This is a genomic window from Streptomyces sp. NPDC001270 (genome assembly GCF_042896695.1).
Taxonomy (GTDB): domain Bacteria; phylum Actinomycetota; class Actinomycetes; order Streptomycetales; family Streptomycetaceae; genus Streptomyces.
Genome location: NZ_JBIAXM010000034.1, coordinates 1 through 20,700, shown reverse-complemented (window position 1 = coordinate 20,700; position 20,700 = coordinate 1). Strand labels below are relative to the sequence as shown.

The 20,700-nt window shown below is 69.7% G+C and carries 14 protein-coding genes and 2 pseudogenes; 9 read left to right on the top strand and 7 right to left on the bottom strand.

Going from position 1 to position 20,700, the window contains the following annotated elements; translation table 11 throughout:
• Nucleotides 1-4: 4 nt before the first annotated feature.
• Complete coding sequence (locus ACFY2B_RS37540; RefSeq protein WP_390767534.1) at nucleotides 5-1,024, bottom strand: carbohydrate kinase family protein; 1,020 nt, start codon at nucleotides 1,022-1,024, stop codon at nucleotides 5-7.
• 128 nt (nucleotides 1,025-1,152) lie between these two features.
• Here ACFY2B_RS37540 and ACFY2B_RS37535 point away from each other — a divergent pair, with 128 nt between their 5' ends.
• The 4 genes and pseudogenes from ACFY2B_RS37535 to ACFY2B_RS37520 form a co-directional block, all read left to right on the top strand.
• Nucleotides 1,153-1,917: a DeoR/GlpR family DNA-binding transcription regulator gene (locus ACFY2B_RS37535; protein ID WP_390767576.1), complete on the top strand. Its 765-nt coding sequence runs from the start codon at nucleotides 1,153-1,155 to the stop codon at nucleotides 1,915-1,917.
• Nucleotides 1,914-3,251, top strand: coding sequence for a 6-phospho-beta-glucosidase (locus ACFY2B_RS37530; protein WP_390767533.1), 1,338 nt, complete (start codon nucleotides 1,914-1,916; stop codon nucleotides 3,249-3,251). The genes ACFY2B_RS37535 and ACFY2B_RS37530 overlap by 4 nt, the downstream gene beginning before the upstream one ends.
• Nucleotides 3,252-3,281: 30 nt before the next feature.
• Nucleotides 3,282-6,338 carry an alpha-mannosidase gene (locus tag ACFY2B_RS37525; protein WP_390767532.1) on the top strand — a complete coding sequence of 1,019 codons (3,057 nt, stop codon included), beginning with the start codon at nucleotides 3,282-3,284 and terminating at the stop codon, nucleotides 6,336-6,338.
• A 489-nt stretch (nucleotides 6,339-6,827) separates the two neighbouring features.
• Nucleotides 6,828-7,097, top strand: a pseudogene (locus ACFY2B_RS37520) (SAM-dependent methyltransferase); the annotation flags it as partial.
• Here ACFY2B_RS37520 and ACFY2B_RS37515 read toward each other — a convergent pair.
• On the bottom strand, nucleotides 7,090-8,307 hold the full coding sequence (locus tag ACFY2B_RS37515) for an aminotransferase class V-fold PLP-dependent enzyme (protein WP_390767531.1): 1,218 nt from the start codon (nucleotides 8,305-8,307) through the stop codon (nucleotides 7,090-7,092). The pseudogene ACFY2B_RS37520 and the gene ACFY2B_RS37515 sit on opposite strands and share 8 nt — an antisense overlap.
• Nucleotides 8,308-8,518: 211 nt before the next feature.
• Here ACFY2B_RS37515 and ACFY2B_RS37510 point away from each other — a divergent pair, with 211 nt between their 5' ends.
• Complete coding sequence (locus ACFY2B_RS37510; protein WP_390767530.1) at nucleotides 8,519-9,226, top strand: FadR/GntR family transcriptional regulator; 708 nt, start codon at nucleotides 8,519-8,521, stop codon at nucleotides 9,224-9,226.
• Nucleotides 9,227-9,829: 603 nt separating this feature from the next.
• Here the strand turns inward: ACFY2B_RS37510 and ACFY2B_RS37505 are convergent.
• The 3 genes from ACFY2B_RS37505 to ACFY2B_RS37495 are packed head-to-tail and all read right to left on the bottom strand — an operon-like array spanning nucleotide 9,830 to nucleotide 14,845.
• On the bottom strand, nucleotides 9,830-11,335 hold the full coding sequence (locus tag ACFY2B_RS37505; RefSeq protein ID WP_390767529.1) for an amino acid permease: 1,506 nt from the start codon (nucleotides 11,333-11,335) through the stop codon (nucleotides 9,830-9,832).
• A 34-nt stretch (nucleotides 11,336-11,369) separates the two neighbouring features.
• A complete protein-coding gene (locus tag ACFY2B_RS37500) occupies nucleotides 11,370-11,819 on the bottom strand; it encodes a hypothetical protein (protein ID WP_390767528.1) in 450 nt (149 codons plus the stop codon).
• Nucleotides 11,816-14,845 (bottom strand): glycoside hydrolase family 2 TIM barrel-domain containing protein, encoded by a 3,030-nt coding sequence (locus ACFY2B_RS37495; RefSeq protein ID WP_390767527.1) that lies wholly within the window; start codon nucleotides 14,843-14,845, stop codon nucleotides 11,816-11,818. The genes ACFY2B_RS37500 and ACFY2B_RS37495 overlap by 4 nt, the downstream gene beginning before the upstream one ends.
• Before the next feature lie 176 nt (nucleotides 14,846-15,021).
• Here ACFY2B_RS37495 and ACFY2B_RS37490 point away from each other — a divergent pair, with 176 nt between their 5' ends.
• Both ACFY2B_RS37490 and ACFY2B_RS37485 read left to right on the top strand, forming a co-directional pair.
• Complete coding sequence (locus tag ACFY2B_RS37490) at nucleotides 15,022-16,047, top strand: LacI family DNA-binding transcriptional regulator (RefSeq protein ID WP_390767526.1); 1,026 nt, start codon at nucleotides 15,022-15,024, stop codon at nucleotides 16,045-16,047.
• Between the two features lie 74 nt (nucleotides 16,048-16,121).
• Nucleotides 16,122-16,335 (top strand): annotated as a pseudogene (locus ACFY2B_RS37485) (ISL3 family transposase); the annotation flags it as partial.
• 611 nt (nucleotides 16,336-16,946) lie between these two features.
• Here the strand turns inward: ACFY2B_RS37485 and ACFY2B_RS37480 are convergent.
• A complete protein-coding gene (locus ACFY2B_RS37480; protein ID WP_390767525.1) occupies nucleotides 16,947-17,402 on the bottom strand; it encodes a MarR family winged helix-turn-helix transcriptional regulator in 456 nt (151 codons plus the stop codon).
• Nucleotides 17,403-17,505: 103 nt separating this feature from the next.
• Between ACFY2B_RS37480 and ACFY2B_RS37475 the strand changes: the two genes are divergently transcribed.
• The gene (locus tag ACFY2B_RS37475; RefSeq protein WP_390767524.1) at nucleotides 17,506-17,652 is read left to right on the top strand and encodes a hypothetical protein; all 147 of its coding nucleotides are present in this window, start codon (nucleotides 17,506-17,508) and stop codon (nucleotides 17,650-17,652) included.
• A 134-nt stretch (nucleotides 17,653-17,786) separates the two neighbouring features.
• Nucleotides 17,787-18,908, top strand: a complete 1,122-nt coding sequence (locus tag ACFY2B_RS37470) for a Gfo/Idh/MocA family protein (RefSeq protein WP_390767523.1) — start codon at nucleotides 17,787-17,789, stop codon at nucleotides 18,906-18,908.
• A 1,200-nt stretch (nucleotides 18,909-20,108) separates the two neighbouring features.
• Here the strand turns inward: ACFY2B_RS37470 and ACFY2B_RS37465 are convergent.
• Nucleotides 20,109-20,453 (bottom strand): hypothetical protein, encoded by a 345-nt coding sequence (locus ACFY2B_RS37465; protein ID WP_390767522.1) that lies wholly within the window; start codon nucleotides 20,451-20,453, stop codon nucleotides 20,109-20,111.
• Nucleotides 20,454-20,700: the final 247 nt, after the last annotated feature.

Below are 20,700 nucleotides of genomic sequence, written 5' to 3'. Positions count from 1 at the left end.
AAGGTCAGTACTGCCTTGCGGGAGGTGTGACGGGGGCGTGGGTGATCGCAGGACCCGGATCCTTCGGCAGCCGCTCCGCCAGGAAGGCGTACGCCCGCTTCAGCTCGGGGTCGGTCAGTGAGCGCCACCAGCGGTCGACGCCGTACCAGCCGGGGGCCGCCAGCGCTCCGGCGTGGTGCTGCACGGACAGTCCGGCGGCGAGCACCGCGAACCGCAGCCGCTCCGAGAGTGACCAGCCGCCGAGCGACGCTGTGACAAAGCTCGCACCGAAGACGTCCCCGGCTCCGGTCGCATCCAGGACGTCGACGTCGAGGGCCGGGACCTCCGCGTACTCGCCGGTCGTCTGGTCGACGGCGATCGCGCCGTCGCCGCCGCGGGTGACCACGGCCACCGGCACCAGCTCCGAGAGCTTGCCGAGCGCCGCGCCCGCGCTGTCGGTTCGGGTGTACGCCATCGCCTCGGTCTCGTTGGGGAGGAAGGCGTGGCACAGGGAGAGCTGGTCCAGGAGGTCCGAGGACCACTGCTGGGAGGGGTCCCAGCCGACGTCGGCGTAGATCTCCGTGCCGTTCGCGGCCGCCTTGGCGAGCCATGCGCGCGGCTCGGCCTCGATGTGCACGAGGGCGGTGCGCGCCTCGGGCGGGTCGCCGATCAGCGCGTCCTGCGAGTACGGGGGCTCCTGGCCGTGGGTGAGAAGGGCCCGGTCGTGCCCGTACGCGAGCGAGACGGTGACCGGGGTGTGCCAGCCGTGCGCCGTACGGGAGAGCGAGAGGTCGACGCCTTCCTGGCCGGCGAGGACGTCCCGGCAGTACGTTCCGTAGAAGTCGTCCCCGAAGACCGTGGCCAGGGAGGTTCTGAGTCCGAACCGGGAAGCGGCCACCGCCAGGTTGGCGATGCCGCCGGGGCTGCTGCCCATCCCGGCCGTCCAGATCTCCTCGCCGGGCGTCGGAGGCTTGCCCAGCCCCGTGAGGACGAGGTCGTAGAAGAGCAGCCCGGTCAGCAGCACATCGGGCCGGTCGTCGTCCACGTGAACGTCCTCTCGTCAAAACTTTTCATTTCGGTGACCGGAATGGTGCGCTACTCGGCCGAGATTGGTCAATGCCCGAGCAGAAGTGAGCGTAGAAATGATTGAAGATGACGAGTAGTGTTCAGCACGTGCTGGCCGAACGTAGACACCAACTCATCCTGCGAGCCCTGCGCTCCGGCGGCCCCGCGGCCGTGACCGATCTCTCCGAACAACTCGGTGTGAGCCCTGCCACCATCCGGCGTGACCTGGTCAAGCTGGAGGAGGACGGCTTGCTCACGCGGGTGCACGGCGGCGCTGTCGTCGACGAGGGCGACCAGCCCTTCGCCGAGGTCGCCGAGATGCGCGTCCCCGAGAAGGACGCCATAGCCGTGCGCGCCGCGGAACTGATCAAAGATGGTCAGTCGGTGCTGCTGGACATCGGCACCACCGCCTACCGGCTGGCCCGGCAGCTGCACGGCCGCCGGCTCACCGTGATCACCAGCAACCTGGTGGTCTACGAGGAGCTGGCCGACGACGAGAGCATCGAGCTGGTCCTGCTCGGCGGCATGGTCCGCCGTGAGTACCGCTCCCTGGTCGGATTCCTCACCGAGGACAACCTGCGCCAGCTGCACGCCGACTGGCTTTTCCTCGGCACCAGCGGGGTGCGGCCGGGCGGACAGGTGATGGACACGACGGTCGTCGAGGTGCCGGTGAAGCGGGCCATGATCAAGACCGGTGACAAGGTCGCTCTGCTCGCCGACTCGGCGAAGTTTCCGGGTACCGGGATGGCGAAGGTCTGTGATCCCGGGGAACTGGACGTGGTGGTGACGGACGCACCGGTGAACGCGGCGACGCGCTCCTCGCTGGAGGAGGCGGACGTCGAGGTGATCGTGGCAGGAAAGGTACAGACGTGAAGCTGACGATTCTGGGCGGTGGCGGGTTCCGGGTGCCGCTCGTGTACGGGGCGCTCCTGACGGACCACGGGGAGGGCAGGGTCACCCGTGTCGTGCTGCACGACCTGGACGCCGGGCGGCTGTCGGCCGTGACCCGGGTGCTGGCCGAGCAGGCGGCGGGCGTGCCCGACGCGCCCGAGGTGATCGCCACCACCGACCTCGACGAGGCCCTGCGCGGCACCGACTTCGTCTTCTCCGCGATCCGGGTCGGTGGCCTGGAGGGCCGGGCGAACGACGAGCGGGTGGCACTGACGGAGGGCGTGCTGGGCCAGGAGACGGTCGGGGCGGGAGGCATCGCCTACGGCCTGCGGACCGTGCCCGTCGCGGTCGACATCGCGCGGCGGGTGGCCCGCCTGGCCCCGGACGCCTGGGTCATCAACTTCACCAACCCGGCCGGCCTGGTCACCGAGGCCATGTCCCGCCACCTCGGCGACCGCGTCATCGGCATCTGTGACTCCCCGGTCGGTCTGGGCCGCCGTATCGCCCGCGTACTCGGCGCCGACCCGCAGCAGGCGTGGATCGACTACGTCGGCCTCAACCACCTCGGCTGGGTGCGCGGCCTGCGCGTCGCCGGCCGTGACGAGCTGCCGCGCCTGCTCGCCGACCGCGACCTGCTCGGCTCCTTCGAGGAGGGCAAGCTCTTCGGCGTCGAGTGGCTGCAGTCCCTCGGTGCGATCCCGAACGAGTACCTGCACTACTACTACTTCAACCGGGAGACCGTTCGCTCCTACCAGCAGGCGGAGAAGACCCGTGGCGCCTTCCTGCGCGACCAGCAGGCGCACTTCTACGAGGAGATGAAGCGCCCGGACGCCGAGGCCCTGGCGACCTGGGACCATACCCGCGCCGAGCGCGAGGCGACGTACATGGCGGAGAACCGGGAGACGGCGGGCGCGGGCGAACGCGACGCCGACGACCTCTCCGGCGGCTACGAGAGGGTGGCCCTGGCCCTGATGCGGGCCATCGCCCGTGACGAGCGCGCCACCCTGATCCTCAACGTGCGCAACCGCAGCACCCTGTCGGTACTGGATGCCGAGGCCGTCATCGAGGTCCCCTGCCTGGTCGACGCCAACGGTGCGCACCCGGTCACCGTCGCCCCGCTGCCCGGCCACGCCACCGGCCTGGTCTGCGCGGTGAAGGCGGTCGAGCGGGAGGTCATGTCCGCGGCGGAGTCGGGCTCGCGCACGACCGCCGTGAAGGCGTTCGCACAGCACCCGCTCGTCGACTCCGTCAACGTGGCCCGCCGGCTGGTCGACGGCTACACCGCCGTCCACCCCGGTCTGGCCTACCTCAAGTAGACGCTTTCTGGCCCTCTCTGGAGACATTTCATGCATGACGAACGCCGCCGGATCGAGGAGCGCGTAGCGCGTCTCCACAACCAGCGCATCAAGCCCGCGATCTACGCGGCCACCGCCCCCCTCGCGGTCGAGGCATGGCAGGCCCCGGGCGAGCCGGTCCCGTTCGACGAGGCCGCGGCGGCCCCGTACGAGCCGTTCGCGATGGACACCCCCTGGGGACCGCCCTGGGGCACGACCTGGTTCCGGATGAGCGGACAGGTGCCCGCCGAGTGGGCCGGCAAGCGCGTCGAGACGGTCATCGACCTCGGCTTCGTGGGCGACTGGCCGGGCAACCAGGCCGAGGCCCTGGTCCACCTGCACGACGGCACCCCGCTGAAGGCGGTCAACCCGCTCAACCAGTACGTGCCGATCGCCAACCCCGCGGCGGGCGGTGAGGAGATCCACTACCTCGTCGAGGCCGCCTCCAACCCGGACATCCTCGCAGGCGACTTCGCGGGCCCGACCCCGCTGGGTGACGTCCTCACCGCCGGCGACAAGCCCCTGTACACCTTCAAGCGCGCCGACCTCGCCGTCCTGGACGAAAACGTCTGGCACCTGGACCTCGACATCGAGGTGCTGTACGAACTGATGCTGGAACTCGCCGAGCACGACCCGCGCCGGCACGAGATCATGCACGCCCTGGACCGGGCGATGGACCTGCTCGACCTGGACGACATCTCCGGCTCGGCGGCCCACGTCCGCGCCGCGCTCGCGCCGGTGCTGTCCAAGCCCGCGCACGCCAGTGCCCACACCGTCTCCGGTGTCGGCCACGCGCACATCGACTCGGCCTGGCTGTGGCCGATCCGCGAGACCAAGCGGAAGACCTCCCGCACCTTCTCGAACGTCACCTCACTGGCCGACGAGTACGAGGAGTTCGTCTTCGCCTGCTCGCAGGCCCAGCAGTACGAGTGGGTGCGCGACAACTACCCGCAGGTGTGGGCCCGCATCCAGGAGTCGGTGAAGAAGGGCCAGTGGGCGCCGGTCGGCGGCATGTGGGTCGAGGCCGACGGCAACCTGCCCGGCGGTGAGGCCGTCGCCCGCCAGCTCATCCACGGCAAGCGGTTCTTCATCGAGCACTTCGGCATCGAGACCAAGGGCGTGTGGCTGCCGGACTCCTTCGGCTACAACGCGGCATACCCGCAGCTCGCCAAGCTCGCCGGCAACGAGTGGTTCCTCACCCAGAAGATCTCCTGGAACCAGACCAACAAGTTCCCGCACCACACCTTCTGGTGGGAGGGCATCGACGGCACCCGGATCTTCACCCACTTCCCGCCGGTCGACACCTACAACGCCCGTTTCAGCGGCGAGGAGATGTCCCGTGCGGTGCGCAACTACCAGGAGAAGGGCGGTGCGACGCGCTCGCTCGCTCCCTTCGGCTGGGGTGACGGCGGCGGCGGCCCCACCCGCGAGGTCATGGAGCGGGCCCGGCGCCTGAAGGACCTGGAGGGCTCCGCGAAGGTCGAGGTCGAACACCCCGACGCGTTCTTCGCCAAGGCCCGCGAGGAGTACCCGGACGCCCCGGTCTGGTTCGGTGAGCTCTACCTGGAACTGCACCGTGCCACCTACACCTCCCAGGCCCGCACCAAGCAGGGCAACCGGCGCAGCGAACACAAGCTCCGCGAGGCCGAGTTGTGGGCCACGACGGCAGCGTTGCACGCGCCGGGCTACTCCTACCCGTACGAGAAGCTGGACCGGCTGTGGAAGACGGTGCTGCTGCACCAGTTCCACGACATCCTGCCGGGATCGTCGATCGCCTGGGTGCACCGCGAGGCGGAGGCCGAATACGCGCGTGTCGCTCAGGAACTGGAGGAGATGACGGCCGAGGCCGTCGCCGCGCTGGGCGGTGGCGCGGCCCGTGTCTTCAACACGAGCCCGTACGACCGCGCCGAGGTGGTCCGTACGGCCGAGGGCGCACCGGCGTACGTGGAGGTCCCGGCGAGCGGCAGCGCACCCGTCGGGGCCGCCGGGCCCGCGCGGCCCGTGACGGTCGACGGACGCGTCCTCGACAACGGGCTGGTGCGGGTCGAGGTCGCCGAGGACGGGACCCTGTCCTCCGTACGCGACCTGCGGGCGAACCGCGAAGTCCTCGCGGACAAGGGCAACCTGCTCCGTCTGCACACCGACCTCCCGAACTACTGGGACGCCTGGGACATCGACAAGCACTACAAGAACCGGTACACGGACCTCCTGGACGCCGAGTCCGTCACGGTCGTCGAGGAGGACCCGCTCATCGCCGCGATCCGTGTCGAGCGTGCCTTCGGCAAGGGCTCGCGCATCACGCAGACGATCACCGTCCGGGCCGGCAGCCCCCGTATCGACATCGAGACCGACATCGACTGGCACGAGGCGGAGAAGATCCTCAAGGCGGGCTTCCCGGTGGACATCCGGGCGCCGCACTCCTCCGCGGAGATCCAGTTCGGCCACGTCCAGCGGCCCACCCACACCAACACCAGTTGGGAGGCAGCCCGCTTCGAGGTCTCCGGCCACCGCTGGGTGCACATCGGCGAGCCTGGCTACGGCGTCGCGGTCATCAACGACTCGACGTACGGGCACGACGTCTCCCGCACGGTCCGCGAGGACGGCGGTACGACCACCACGGTCCGCCTCAGCCTGGTGCGTGCCCCGCGCGTCCCCGACCCGGGGGCGGACCAGGGACGACACCGCTTCACGTACTCCCTGCTGCCCGGCGCGAGCATCGGGGACGCGGTCGCGGAGGGCTACGCGCTCAACCTGCCGCTGCGGGTGGCGGACGCGGCGGGCGCCCCGGAGCCGGTCGTCTCCGTCGACGGCGAGGGCGTGACCGTCGAGGCCGTGAAGCTCGCCGACGACGAGTCGGGCGACGTGGTGGTGCGGCTCTACGAGTCGCGCGGCGGGCGTGCCACCGGCACGCTGCGCACGGGCTTCCCGCTCGCGGGCGCCCACGTCACCGACCTGCTGGAGCGACCGCTGACCCAGGCGGACGTCGACGGGAACGGCGGGGTCACCGTGGAACTGCGCCCCTTCCAGATCCTGACGCTCCGTCTGGAGCGCACCGCAACCGGCCGATAGGTCCGATCCGCTGAGGGCGGGCGCGGCAGCCACTGCCGCGCCCGCCCTTTCTTTCCCTGAAGTCCCTTGCTCTGCCCGCTTGACCGGCACTGAGTACGCCGATCCCCCAACCAGGGTGCGGATCCCCCCAACCCTGCCTGTGCCGGTGGCGGCCGGGAAAGGGCGGATCAGGAAAGCGGCGCCGTCGTGGCCGCGAAAAGGGCTCAACCGCAGGATGTGTCGGCTACCGGCGGCGACGGCGTCCCTGACGCCGGTTCCTCGTGATCGACCATGACGGGGTGATGAAGCGGAAGCAGCCGACCGTGGGGCACGCGCGACAACAGGGCGAAGCGCCGCGCGATGCGCCTGCTGCGGCAGCGTGCCGTTCGGCCGAGGAGCTGCCGGTGGCACGGCGTACGGCCCGTCCAGTGCCGTGGCTGTGGGGCCGTGGTGCGGCCGGGACGGCGGCGGTGACAGCGCCTTCGTGGCCAGTACGGCTGGTGACGGCACCGTTCACCGCACGAGCGATACGTGAACCTCTCATGTGCGCCTGGGGCGGGGCCCTCGGTTTGCTGGGTCTGGATAGGACGTCCCAAGGCCGTGGACCTGCCGGACGGCTCGTACGTGGTCCAGCGGGACGTCGTCCTCGACAGTTGGCGCAGGCTGCGTACTGACGGGACGCTGGTGCGGGGCACATCGGCGCGCACGGCGTCCCTGACGTCGTACCTCTACAGCGCCGCCGAACTGCACGACCCGTTCGTGAGGGCCGGATTCACGGACGGGACCACTCGCCCAGCACGGGGACGCACCGCTCGGCGAAGTACTCGTAATCGGCGGCGGTGTTGTACACGTGCGTGGACAGCCGGAGGTAGCCGACGCCGTCGAAGCTGGTGAACGCCGCGGCGACGCCCAGCTCACGGGCGACCCGGTCGCGTAGCCCGTCGGCCTCCAGACGGGTGGTGGCGAGCCCGTCCGGCAGCCGGATCAGCCGCAGCGCATCAACTGGCATGCCGACGTCCACCGGCTCGTCCTGGCCGGTCAGTTCAGCGAGCGCGTTGCCGACGACGTGCTGCGCGTAGTCGGCGAGATCACGGATGTAGCTCCGCGCGGTCCGCCAGCCCCAGGTGTCCTCGATGAAGTCGAGCGCCGCGGGCGTCGCGAGGTAGCTGGTGGCGTCCAGGGTGCCCTGGCTGTCGAACCGGTCGGGGAACGGCTCCTCGGCGCCCCAGGAGTCGATCAGCGGGTAGAGCTCGTCGCGCAGGGGCGAGCGGGCCACCAGCACCGAGGATCCGCGCGGAGCACAGCCGAACTTGTGGATGTTGCCGATCCAGAAGTCGCAGTCCAGGCCGTGCAGCGGATCTTCCAGCAGACCGGGTACGTGCGCCCCGTCGACCAGGAGCGGGATGCCGCGGCGCCGAGCCTCGGCCCCGATCCGCTCCACCGGCATGCGGCGGGCCGTGGCGGAGGTGATGTGGTCCACCACGATCAGCCCGGTCAGATCGCCTGCCTGGCTCATCACGGCTTCGTAGGCATCGTCCTCGCCGGCATTCAGCGGCACATGCACCGACCGTACGCTGCCGCCCCAGCGGCGGGCGAGCCGCTCGGCGCCCATGCTCACGGCACCGTAGCCATGATCGGTGACCAGGATCTCTCCGCCGGGCCGGGTGGGCACGCTGCTGTAGACGACACTCGCGCCGCCGCTCGCGTTCGGCACGAGGGCCAGGTCCGTCGCCGCGACCCGCAGGAACCCGGCGATCGCGCTGCGGGCCTCGGCGATCCGTGCGGCGAGGTGCGGGAACCATACGCCGGGATTGCTGTCCATCTCCCTGCGCAGTTCGTCCTGCATGTTCTGGGCCGCGATCGGGACGGCACCGAAAGACCCGTGGTTGAGGTGTCTGATCCGCGGGTCCAGAGACCAGGCGGCCGCCGCGGGTCTGCCGTCCGCGAGGAGAAGCGGACGGGGCGCGGTGATGAGATCGGTCTTGCTCACGTTGCTCCAGGAGACATGTCATCGGACACATATGGAAATAGATCTGATGTCTTGCGGCATGATGGCAGGGGATTCGCGAGAAGACAAGGATACTTAGGGCAGGTTGTCTGATGACTCTCAGATGTGCCGCGAAGAGGTCAGACAATGAACCGGGGTGGCCGATAGGATGGACACGGCTCGGCGGTGCCGTCGGGCCATGAAGGAGGACGGTATGTCCGCAGTCGACAGGGCGGTCGACGGTCTACGGCGCATGATCTCCAGTGGCCGCCTCAGCGCCGGGGATCGCCTTCCGCCGGAGAGCGAGCTGTGTGAGGAACTCGGCGTCTCGCGCAGCTCACTGCGTGAGGCTGTCCGCATGCTCGCCGCGCTCGGGGTGGTCGAGTCCCGGCACGGATCGGGCACGTTCGTCTCGCAACTGCGGCCCGCCGAGATGATCGGCAGCCTGTCGCTGACGGTCGAACTCCTGCCGTTGGACGGGGTTCTGGAACTGTTCGAGGCCCGGCGCGTCCTGGAGGCGCACGCCGCGGCGCAGGCGGCGGCGAGGATCACCCCCGAAGAGCTGAAGGCGCTCATCGCGATCATGGAGGCGTTGGAGGCCACGGACGATCCGGACGAGGGGAGCGAACTCAATCACCGGTTCCACTCTGAGATCGCCCGCATCGCGGGCAACCCCTCCATCGAGTCACTGCTGGCGGTCCTCAGTCATCGTTCGCGCGCCTACCAGGTGTACCTGCTTCCGGAAGGCCCAGCGATGAAACGCGAGAGCGACGCAGGCCACCGGGCCATCGCCGAGTCACTCACCCAACGTGACCCGGCCGCAGCCGCAGCCGCCGCCGCCGCTCACCTCGCCTGCTCGGCGCGCTGGCTGGAAGCCTGCCGGCCACCGGTGACCGATCAGGGTTCATCGACCGCGGTGTAGCGCGGTACCGGCTCTTTCACCGGCTGTACCGTCGCAGGTCCGCAGGTCCGCAGGTCCGCAGGTCCGCAGGTCCGCAGGTCCGCAGGTCCGCAGGTCCGCCGGGCGCCGGGCGACGGGACTTGCCGGCTGTCCCGTCGATGACTGTCAGGCGCGCCGTTCCATCAGCGCCGTCGGTGCCGCTCCCGGACCCCGCGCTCCCAGCCGGCTGTCACGATCCGCGTTCAAGGTGCGGACCGCTGAGCCGGTCAGCTCGGTCACTGGGGCTCGCTCCTGCCGGGAGAGGGCTTCCCGCCATGAACTGGTGGTCTCCCGCGATTCGCCGAGAACGGGGCGCGTCGATTCTGGCCCGCGAATATCACTCCGCATGCCGTCGTCGACGTTGTCGGGCTGGATCACAACCCGTCGGAGTGAGCAGCGGCGTTGTGCGCCGATGAGAGGCGCCGGACCGATCGCAGCCGGTGCTGCCGATGATGCGCGGCGTGCCCGAGCGGCGTACTTCATGCCGCATCCGTGCCACCCGTACCGGCTCCGGTGGGGTATGGGTGGCGCTCGTCGGCGGATGGCAGAGAGGTGCGGGCCTGCCGGTGCGAGGCGATCGCCACGCTACGCCGAGGTGACTGGATCCTCCGCGCGCAGCGCCTCGGCGTTCTCGTCCGAGTGCAGCGGGGCTGTCGGCGCGAGTTCGGCCGCGGCCTCCTCCGGGGAGGCCGCGCGGAGTCGGCGCAGGTAGCGCTCGTACCACAGCAGCGCGGCGCCGAGGAAGATGACAACGCCGCCGACGTTGTATGCCAGCGTGAGCCACAGGGCCTGCCCCTCGGGGAACGTCGATGCCACGAAGGCGACCGCGAAGACGGCCAGGAGGAACACGGACATCGCGAGGCCCGTGGTACGGGAGCCGAACCGGAACTCGCGCACGGCGCTGTCGAACCGGGCCCGCAGTACCAGGTAGGCCACGAGGATGAGCGCCGGCGGGAGCAGGGCCGTGGCAGCCGTCATGTTGGTGACGATCCGCAGCAGGTCGTCGATCGAGCTGCCCGCGCCCAGGGTCGGGACGAGCAGCAGCGGCACGACGATCGCGAACTGGATCCAGGCCCCGACGACGGGCACGCCCTGGTCGTTGAGCGCCACGACGCGCTTGCCGAAGACGCCGTCGGGGATCTCGGAGAAGAAGATCTTCACTGGTGCCGAGGTCCAGATCAGCAGGCCGCCCAGAGTCGCGATCAGCATGATGAGGCCGACGCTCCGCACGACCACGCCGCTCGGCAGGCCGAAGTGCCCTGCGGCCGCCTGCATGGTCACGAAGATTCCGTTGCTGAGCGACACACTGTCGTTCTTCACGAAGACGCCCATGAGCCAGGTGCCGAGCGAGTAGAGCAGGCCGATCGCGATCCCGGACACGATGATCGTGCGTACGAAGGCCCGCACACCGCCCTTGAGATCGTTCAGGTATACGCCGATCGACTCGGCGCCGCCGACGCCCTGGATGATCCACGCCAGGGTGCCCAGGAACGCCCACGCGGTAATGCCGGCACCCGGGTCGAGGCGCATTCCGGCAGGAGAGAGGTCATTGGCCGGCGTGATGCCGCCGAGGAGCGCGCCGACCCCTGCGACGATGAACAGCAGCGCCATGACCAGCATGAGGGTGGACCCGAACGACGTGACGCCACCGATCCAGCGGGCGCCCTTCGTCGAGACCCACGTGGCGGCGAGGAAGATGACCGCGGACAGCACGGCGATGAGCCAGGGCTGGATGGCCCACTCAGTGCCCAGGATCATGTAGCCCGCATACACCAGGACTATCGGCAGCAGTGAGATGAAGTAGAAGAGGTTCACGAACCAGTAGCAGAATGCCGTGAAGAACGCCCACCGGCCGCCGAGAGACGACTTCACCCACTGGTAGACGCCGGACTCCGAGCGGCGGTTGAGGCTCACCATCTCGGCGATCACGAGGGTGAACGGTACGAAGTAGAGGATGGTGGCGAGCAGAAAGATCGGGGCGGCGAGCGTTCCTATCAACACGTAGTTGTTGACTACGTTACGGAAATTGAAGACCGCCGCGATGACCATGCTGAACAGGATCACCGCACCGATCGACCGGCGATTCGTCATTGAATGCTCCGTTACTGTGGGGCGGGGGATTCGGCTACTTGTTGTGGAACGTGGCACCCTCGACGGTCACGTAGGCGACGACCACCGTCGTGTCGGGAATGGGCAGGATGCGGACCGCTTCGTCCGGGTCGGCCACGAGGACAGCCCCGCGGGGGACCGTGTGGCGCTCGCCGTCGCCGCGCAGGTGCTGGCGGTCGGTGAGGTCGCTGTAGGTGTCGGCCGCGTCGAGCGTGGCTACGGGAGCGACATCGACCTCGGCGTCCCCGTCCACGGGGGACAGCACGCACTGGTAGCGCCGTCGTGCGAGGAGGCCGTCCGTGGCGAGCGCGACGGTACGGGCCCGCATGGCCGTGAGCGAGTCGCCGACGCTGTACATGACGCCTGGGAGCCGTCCGTCGGCGCGAAGCGCCTGGAGCGTCCGGTCCCACTTGGTCGCGCCGCCGAGGACCTCCTCAAGGTGGGCGTGGTCGCGAAAGATCCTCACGATCCGGTCCCTTCGGTGTGGTGGGGTGCGGCCGCGGACACAGACCGCAGGTCGAGTTCGAAGTGGAACGGCTCGAAGCGGACCCGGTAGGTGTCCAGCACCTCGCTGCCCCACGAGTTCGACCCGAGGCCGAGCACGCGGTGGTTGACGTTGACCGTCACGCGGTCCTCCGGCACGAGGTCGGTGCGGTGCCGCGCGGCGTCGATCGCCTCCGCGGAGCAGGGCCAGGCCGAGAACGCGAAGGGGCCCGAGCCCGCCGCGCGCACGGCGAGGCCGTCGCCGTGCGGGTCGGTCAGGGCCACCCAGCGCACGTCCCCGCGGTTGGCGCAGTCCTGGGGCACGACGTACGGCGTGAACATCTCGTCGACCGTGCTGTGCCAGCAGCCGACCGTGGCGGCCGAGCGGGAGTCCGGGTAGTTCTCGCCCGGCCCCAGCCCGTACCAGTCGACGGAACGCAACTCGCCCGGCACCGCGAAGGACAGCCCGGCCCGGGGCACGATGTCGCGGTAGCCGCCGACAGGCTCGCCGGTGACGGCGAGACGCACGCCGTCGGTGGTGAGGGTCCAGGTGAGCTCGACCGTCATGCCTATGTCGAGGGCGGGTGGCGCGACGCGGGCACAGACCTTCACGACGACGGTACCGTCCTGCTCCCGCCATGACACGTGTCGCGTCGAGGTCTGCATGAGCGACAGGTACCGCGGCGCCCAGAGTTCCTCGTCCTCCTGCCGGTGGTTGTCCACGCGGGGCTTCCAGAATCCGACCCGGGGCGGCGCCTCGAGCAGCTCGCGCTCGCGGCTGCGCCACGACAGGTCCCCGGTGAGCAGGTCGACGGTGAACCGGTCGGACGCCGGGGTCGTGACGACGAGCGAGGTGCCCTCGGTCTGGGCGGTGACGGCCCCGCGGGGTGCGGTGCTCACGGGCCGGCGCGGACGGTCGGCGACCGCGACCTGGAACCGGCCGAGCTCGTGCACCGGCGCCGCCCACTCGTGCGCGGCGGTGGACAGGACGCGGGCGGTCAGGTGCGTCTCTCCGTGCGCCGCGACGTCCAGGTGCACAGTCTCGTTCCACGACCTGCCGGGCGGCACGGGGCCTGGGGTGAGTGTGCGGGAGGCGGCGACTCGTCCGTCGTGCAGCGTTTCGAGGACGACGACGACGTCGCCGAGGTCGGTGAACCACCGCCGGTTCGTCACGGTGCACACGCCGTCTGCGTAGTCGACGCGTACCGGGCAGATGACCTGCTTGTACTCGAGGAGGCCGGGGCTCGGCTCCTGCCACGGGAAGACCAGGCCGTCGATGCAGAAGCTGCCGTTGTTCGGGACATCGCCGTGGTCGCCACCGTAGGAGTGGTACTCGCGGCCGTCCTCCGTGGTCGCGACGAGGCCGTGGTCGCACCACTCCCACACGAAGTGCCCCTGGATGCTGTCCCATGCCTCGAACACCTGCTGGTACTCCGCGAGGCCGCCGGGCCCGTTGCCCATCGCGTGCCCGTACTCGCAGATGATGCGCGGCTTGGGGTGGGGGTGCTCGCCCAGGTCGTTCATCTGCGAGACACGGGAGTACATCGTGGAGATGACGTCGACGACCTCGGCGTCCCGGTCCTCCTCGTAGTGCACCGGGCGGGAGGGATCGAGTTCGGTGCAGCGGCGGTACATGGCGGGGATGTTGCGCCCGTACCCCGACTCGTTACCGAGGGACCACATGACGATCGACGCGTGGTTGCGCTGAGCCAGCACATGCCGCTCGATCCGGTCGACGTACGCCGTCTGCCACGCCTCGTCGTCCGTGAGCCGGGACAGATCGCCGACGTTCGTGAATCCGTGCGTCTCCAGGTCCGTCTCGGCAACGACGAGCAGGCCGATCCGGTCGCACAGCTCGTAGAAGCGCGGGTCGTTCGGATAGTGCGCGGTGCGCACGGCGTTGATGTTGTGCTGTTTCATCAGGTGCAGGTCGCGCTCGACACGAGCCATGCCCACGGCGCGTCCGCGGCGGTCGTCGTGGTCGTGCCGGTTGACGCCATGCATCATGAACGGCGTGCCGTTGAGCAGGAGGCGGCCGTCCACGATCGTCACCTCGGCCAGGCCGAGGCGGTGGGGCACGTGCTCGACGGTCCCGTCAGGGCCGCGCACTACGAGACGCATGTCGTACAGATACGGATCCTCGGGGTTCCAAAAGCGCACACCCTCGACGACCACCGTGGCGTCGGTGCCCGGCGTGACCGCCCGCTCCGCGAGGAGGGACGCGCCGTCGTACACCTCCCAGGTGATGTCAGCCTGTCCGACGGCGCTCACGGACAGGGTGACCTCGGCGCGGTCGCCGGCGAGGCGGTGCGTACGGACCCGGAAGTCGGCGAGGTGCACCTTGGGCCGGGTCAGCAGATAGCAGTCGCGGAAGATCCCGGATGCCCACCACATGTCCTGGTCCTCGAGGTAGGTGCCGTCCGAGTACTGCAGCACCTTGACGACCAGATGGTTCGCACCGGCATGGGCCACGTCCGTGACGTCGAACTCGGCACTGAGACGGGACCCTTTGGTCATCCCTGCGTAGGCGCCGTCCCAGTACACCTCGGCGTAGCTCTCGACCCCGTCGAACCGCAGCACGATACGTTCACCGGGCGGGGCCTCGGGCAGGACGACGGTGCGCTGGTACACACCGGTCGGAGTGTCGGCGGGCACGCGTGGCGGGTCGACCGGGAACGGGTAGCCCTCGTCGGTGTACTGCAGCTGTCCGTACCCGTCGACCTGCCACAGGTGCGGCACGCGGACGACGTCCCATCCGCCGGCAGGGGACACCAGCGCCTCCGCGGGGACGCGCGCGGGATGGTCGAAGAGCCGGAACCGCCACTCGCCGGTGAGATCGACGAACCCGCGCGAGAGCCGACGGTCCATGGTCCCGGCAACCTCGGCCGAGTCGTAGCCGAAGAAGTAGGCCCGCGCGGGCAACCGGTGACGTCCGGTGAGGGCGGGGTTCTCCCAGTCATGTGCGCCGGAGGCGCCGACGGTCGATGAATCCGCGAATTGGAGAGGCATGCTCCAGAATGTAACCGGTTTCATTGATGGGAGCAACGTCGTGGAGACGTGACGGTGCTCCCGCACCGTCCCGTGCGACGGCGACCTCGCGTCAGGCCGCCTGCGCGATACTGATCTCCGTACAGCTCAGTCCGTCCTGGGACACGGGCGTCCCCGCCCGTGCGGAAAGGTCACCGATGCCACAAGGCAGGCGCGGCGCCCCGCGCGCCGTGACGATCACCGACGTCGCTCGCGAAGCGGGCGTGTCCCGCGCGACCGTCTCGCGCGCGATCAACGACTCGGACCTCGTCACGGCCGAGACGAAGCGCACCGTGCAGGAGGCGATCACGCGGACCGGCTTCGTGATGAACGCGCGCGGCCGTGCCCTCGCCACCGGGCGCGCGGAGACGGTCGGCGTCCTGATCACCGAACCGCTGGACGAACTCTTCGACGACCCGACCTACGGCAGGATGCTGCGCGGTATCGCAGAAGGACTGACGGGCAGCGGCTTCCTGCTGGTCATCGTCCAGGCGTCCAGTGAGTCGGAGCGCGCCCTGGCGCTGCGGAGCTTCGGCCGCCGGTCGGTCGATGCGGTCATCCACCTCACGCCCTACCGGGGCAGTAACCTGCTGGGCTCCTTGGCGGGCACCGGGCTGCCCGTGGTCCTGTGCGGGCAGCTCGTCGACTCGCCGTACGAGGGGATCTTCTCAACGGTCTACTCCGACGACGTGCGCGGGGCCCGCCTCGCCGCAGAGCGGGTGGTCGCGGCTGGCCGCCGGCGGGTGGCTGCCGTCCTGGGACCCGCGGACAACCCGGCGACCGGCGACCGGCGGCGAGGGTATGAGGAGGTGCTAGGGTCCCGGCTGGACACAGCACGCATCGTGCACACCCGCTGGGACACCGCGGGCGGGCTCACAGCGACGGCCCGCCTGCTGGAGTCACACCCCGACGTCGACGCGATCCTCGCCGGGTCGGACCGCATCGCCCTCGGGGCACTCGCCGCCCTCCACGCCGCGGGACGGCGCGTGCCCGAGGACGTCGTCGTAGTCGGCTTCGACGACCACGCCATCGCCGCGAGCGCATCCCCGCCCCTGACCACGATCGCGCAACCCCTCGTCGAGGAGGGGCAGATCGCCGCCCAGTTGGCGCTTGAGATGATCAGCGGCGCCGGCCCGCGCACCGAAGTGCTCAAGATGCACCTGGTGCCCCGCGTGTCCGCCTGAGAGGTCGTGCCGCCGCCTCGTCTCGGTCATCCTCGTGGTGCGGGGGGTGGGGTCCCAGGGGGAGGGGGCGGCCGACGGGACGGGTGCATGGCTTCCACGGGCGGATGGTCGCGGACGTGCCGGTGGACGGACGGCAGACCGTGGCGTCAGTGCGGGTCCGGCGCATGGTCTGCCGTGCCCGGCTGCCCGCGGCAGACGTTCCGCGAGCAGGTTCCCGGTGTCGTGGAGCGCCACCTGCGTCGTACCAGCCGCCAGACTGACACACTCGGCTGTGTGGTCAAGGAGCTACTGATTTTGTTGGTGTGATGTCGTGGCTGACAGGCGGTGGTTGTCGCGGTAGGCCGGTTGCGTGAGGTAGCCGCAAGGGGGCGGGCTGACTTCGGAACGTCGTGTGTTTCGTGAGCACATCCGCATGCAGGCAGCCGGGTTGTTCGCCCTGGGACACGACAATGCCGAGGTTGCGGGGCAGTTACGTGTCAGCGTGTGTTCGGTGCAGCGTCGGCGCGTGACATGGGGGCGCGGTGGCCTGTCAGCCTTGGAATCGAAGGGGCCGGCGTCCGGTCGCAGGCTGAGTGAGGAAATGTTCGCAGTGCTGGAGCGGGAGCCGGCCAGGGGGCCGGTGGCGCATGGGTGGCCGGAGCTGGGAGTAGACGAACGCCTCCAGTGCAAGGACGTCATCGCGTGTGATGTCGTCCACATGGTGCAGGCTGCTGTGCGACTCGGAGCTCACCGGGCGAACTCTCCCTCGAACCGAGACGGCTTGACAACGAGACCCGCATATGAGGGGGGTTCCGGCCCGGCAGATCCGCTACGACAACCTCACCCCGGCGGTCCGCAAGGTCATCTTCCGCAGCCGGCTGCGGGGGCGCCCCTGGCTTGTCGGCTTCGTGTTCCGGTGCCTACAGCCGGCGGAGCACGGAGTTCAGTGTTTCGATCTCCTGCTCGGAGAGCTTGTCGGTGAAGTGACGGCGTACCGCGGCGTCCAGGCCGGGGTGCACGGCGGTGATGGCCTGGCGTCCGGTGTCGGTGAGAGTGATGGTGACACCGCTGGTGCGTTCGCGGGTGACGAGTCCGCGCTTGTCCATGCGGGTGAGCTGGTGGGAGATGCGTGTGCGGTCCCAGCCGAGCGACGCGGCGAGCTTGCTCTGGCGCAGGGCGCCTCCCGCCTTGCTGAGGTTGACGAGGATCGTCAGGTCCGGCTCGGACAGCCCCGCTGCTTCGGCGGTGTCCGCGATCACGCGGGCTCGGACGACCTCGTGTGCGCGCTTGAAGGCGGACCAGAGGTCGACGGGCTCCGGAGCGGCGTCGCTCACGGGCTCGTCCGGCGCGGTAGCTCCGCCACCTGGCGTTGACATATCAACGCACCTTTTTAGTGTTGAAATATCAACGCTAGCAGGTGGCTGCGCTTTCGGCGGCCCCGTCGGCCGCGCCTGCCTGTCTCGCCCCACAGAAGGATCCATGCACACCCGACCCCTTGGAACCGGCGGCCCGCAGGTCGCCCCTCTCGCACTGCGCTGCGCCGGCATGTCCGACCACACGGCCCCCGCTGACGAGGCTGACGCCATCGCCACCATCCGAACGGCCCGCGACGCCCACCGGGCGTGAACCCCCTGCGCCGGCGCCTGCTCGACACGTGACCCTGCCTCCCGCGGGCCCCCGTGATTGGTCACGTCCTCATCTGGTCCATGGCCACAGCGAGTGACGTCGGTGCCATCTACACAAAGAACAGGCTGCGAATCATGAACACAACTGAGTCACTGCTCGCCGGGCTGGCCGGGTCCGAGAAGCCGATCGGAGTAGGGATCATCGGACTCGGGGCGCACGGGAGCTGGGCCGAGCGCTCTCACCTGCCGGCGCTGCGCGCCGTCCCGGGCTACGAGCTGCGGGCCCTGAGCGCGAGTTCGAAACAGTCAGCGGAGCGCTCCGGACAGAAGCACGGCGTATCCCGCACCTTCGGAACGGCGGCCGAACTGGCTGCCTGCGACGAGGTGGACCTCGTGGTCGTGGCCGTGAAGGTGCCGCACCACCGGGAACTGGTGGAGACGGCCCTGAGCGCCGGCAAGAGCGTGCTGTGCGAGTGGCCGCTGGGCAACGGGCTCGCGGAGGCCGAGGACATGGCGCAGCGAGCGCGCAGCCGCGCTGTGCCGACCGTCGTGGGACTCCAGGCGCGGTCGCATCCGGCTCTCGCCTACGCACGGGATCTCGTGGCCGACGGCTACGTGGGAGAGGTGCTGTCCACGACGGTCTTCGGCTCCGGCGGTGCCTGGGGAGCCACCGTCGGCCCCGGTGATCACTATGTGCTCGACGCCGCCAACGGCGCGACACTGCTGACCATTCCCTTCAGTCACACCCTCGACGGACTCGCGTCCGTCCTGGGAGAGCCCGAGGAACTGCGGATCCAACTGGCGTCGCGGCGTACGTCGGCCGTGGACACCGCGAGCGGGCAGCCCGTGCCCATGACCGCCGCGGACCAGGTGGTGGCCTCGGGACGGCTGCCGGGCGGCGCGGTAGCCACCTTCCACTACCGCGGAGGCATGTCCCGGGGCACCAACTTCCGCTGGGAGATCAACGGCACCGAGGGCGACCTCGTCCTCACCGCCCCCGTCGGCCATCTTCAGCTCAGCCCGGTCACCCTGGAAGGCGGCCGCGGAACGTCCACCGGACTCGCTCCCCTGACGGTGCCGGAATCGTACGTTCGCGTCCCGCAACTGGAGTCCCGAGCCGATGCGCCTGCCTACGCGGTGGCTCATGCCTACCGTCAGTTCCTGGACGACCTGCGCGAGGGCACGTCAGGCGTACCCGATTTCGCGCACGGCGCCGCCCGCCACCGCAGCATCGAAGCCGCTGTCACGACTGCCTGAGCGGACGTGCGGGCCTGGGCCCACCTACCAGTCGACTGCCGCACGAAACCGAAGCATCGCGCAGGTGGCGGTTCGGTGGCCGGACCTCTTCAACCGCCTCAGCAGAGACAGTTACGTCGCTCATCAGGTGCCACTTCCTGCTTCAAACCTCGCAGCGCGACCCGTGGGGTCCAAAGGGCTGGTTCCCTGTGTCCTCGCACGTCGAGGCAGAAAATGTCGCCGTCATGAAAGAGCGGGGAATAAAGAATCGGCATGTTGTCCCGGTGCCGGAATCCCGGTCGCCCCCGTGCTCTCTGGCACGAGACCCGCGGCACGGGCGTCCGGGTGGTGGCGGTCAGCCCGGGTGCGGTCGAGACCCCGATGAATCCCGGTTCCGCTCGCGGCAAGCGCCGTCCGGAGCAGGTCGCCGATACCGTTGATGGCAGCCCTACGCGGCCGCGCTCCCGCGGTCGTCGACGGCCGGGCCTACATGTTCCAGGCTTTCGTGTTCAGTCGTGTGCTCCCGTCGCGAACCGCAGCCAAGATCACGGGAAGCTTCTTCCGTAAGGCGGCCGAGGGCGAGTAAACGCAGGGTTGCGCACTTCGGTCACGGCCCGAACGGTTCGGACGGCACCGACGACCGGACAGCCCGGGCGCCTCGAACGTGCGCTTGCCGGTGAGGATGATCGGGTCGGGTCGGGCGCGATCTGCACGACGGACTCGCCGCCCGCGCGGCGCCGCAGCACGCTGTGGAGCATGTGATCGGTGATGACCGGCGGGCCTGCCGCCGTGCGTGCCCTTGCGGGCCGCGGTGCCGAGCCCCTCCGATCGGAGCCGGGGCGGGGCGGCCGGCCGTCACGGCGGGCCCAGGCCGAGGTCGGCACCCGCGGCGACTTCTTCGGCCGGGGCACTTTCGTGCAGCGGTGGGTGTGGTAGGTGAGCGGTACGGCGAGCCCGGCTTGCAGCACACTTTGGATACGCGTGCTGTTCGACGTCATTGGCGTCCGACTGGTCGGTTGGAGAAGAAAGCTGCTGAGGGTCCGTCAGGGGCGCGGACCTCACCTTGCACGTCTCAGAAGGACGTCAGTCCCGCTTTTGAAGTGAGAACGGGTTCCTGGAACGAATCGGGGATCGGCCGGCTCTCTGCGGCCCGTTTCTGATCTTGCTCGCGCAGCTGCTGCTCCGAGTACACCAGTTCGTCACGGGTGGCCCGCTTGGCTGTCAGGTTGCCCTCGTCCTTGCCCTGCCGCTCGGGGCCTCCGAGAGGGTCTTCGTCAGGTGCCGCAGCAGCGCCCTGCCCAGTTCGGCCACGGTGAAGTGCTGGAGGGAGCCGGTCAGGCCGTCCAGGTGGAAGCGGACGAACTGTTCGCCGTCGTCCTCGCGGTAGGCCACGCGGACCAGTTGGCGGCCGCGGAGCTGCCCCAGGGGCAGCTCCCGGGTCACCGCGCGGTCGTCCGGCAGTGCCTGCACGACGCCGGCGAGTGCCTCCGTGAGGGGTACGGCGGCGTCCTTGCGCTTGGTGTAGGTGGCGCCGCCCAAGGTGATCTGGAAGTCGTCGCCGAGCACGGGCCGCGGGGACGGCAGGACGGTTGTACCCGAACCAAGTGGGCCGCAGGTCGGTGATGATCCCCGAACACCCCCTCACGCTGGAGGACCGCGCCGCTCCGCGCAGGTTCACGCCGGTCGGCACGTACTTCGCTGGGCAGCCGCGCTCCGGACCTGGGGTTTTCCCCAGTACGGAGGGGATGGGGGCCATAGGATCGGCTGGCCTGTTTCCCGGATGGTCTGGCCGGCATGGAAACGACGAGGCTGA

Excerpts from the sequence above, each read along its gene's own strand:
- ACFY2B_RS37510 (WP_390767530.1), top strand. The coding sequence starts at position 8,519 with ATGTCCGCAGTCGACAGGGCGGTCGACGGTCTACGGCGCATGATCTCC.
- ACFY2B_RS37495 (WP_390767527.1), bottom strand. The coding sequence starts at position 14,845 with ATGCCTCTCCAATTCGCGGATTCATCGACCGTCGGCGCCTCCGGCGCA.
- ACFY2B_RS37490 (WP_390767526.1), top strand. The coding sequence starts at position 15,022 with ATGCCACAAGGCAGGCGCGGCGCCCCGCGCGCCGTGACGATCACCGAC.
- ACFY2B_RS37480 (WP_390767525.1), bottom strand. The coding sequence starts at position 17,402 with ATGTCAACGCCAGGTGGCGGAGCTACCGCGCCGGACGAGCCCGTGAGC.
- ACFY2B_RS37470 (WP_390767523.1), top strand. The coding sequence starts at position 17,787 with ATGAACACAACTGAGTCACTGCTCGCCGGGCTGGCCGGGTCCGAGAAG.
- ACFY2B_RS37505 (WP_390767529.1), bottom strand. The coding sequence starts at position 11,335 with ATGACGAATCGCCGGTCGATCGGTGCGGTGATCCTGTTCAGCATGGTC.
- ACFY2B_RS37525 (WP_390767532.1), top strand. The coding sequence starts at position 3,282 with ATGCATGACGAACGCCGCCGGATCGAGGAGCGCGTAGCGCGTCTCCAC.
- ACFY2B_RS37475 (WP_390767524.1), top strand. The coding sequence starts at position 17,506 with ATGCACACCCGACCCCTTGGAACCGGCGGCCCGCAGGTCGCCCCTCTC.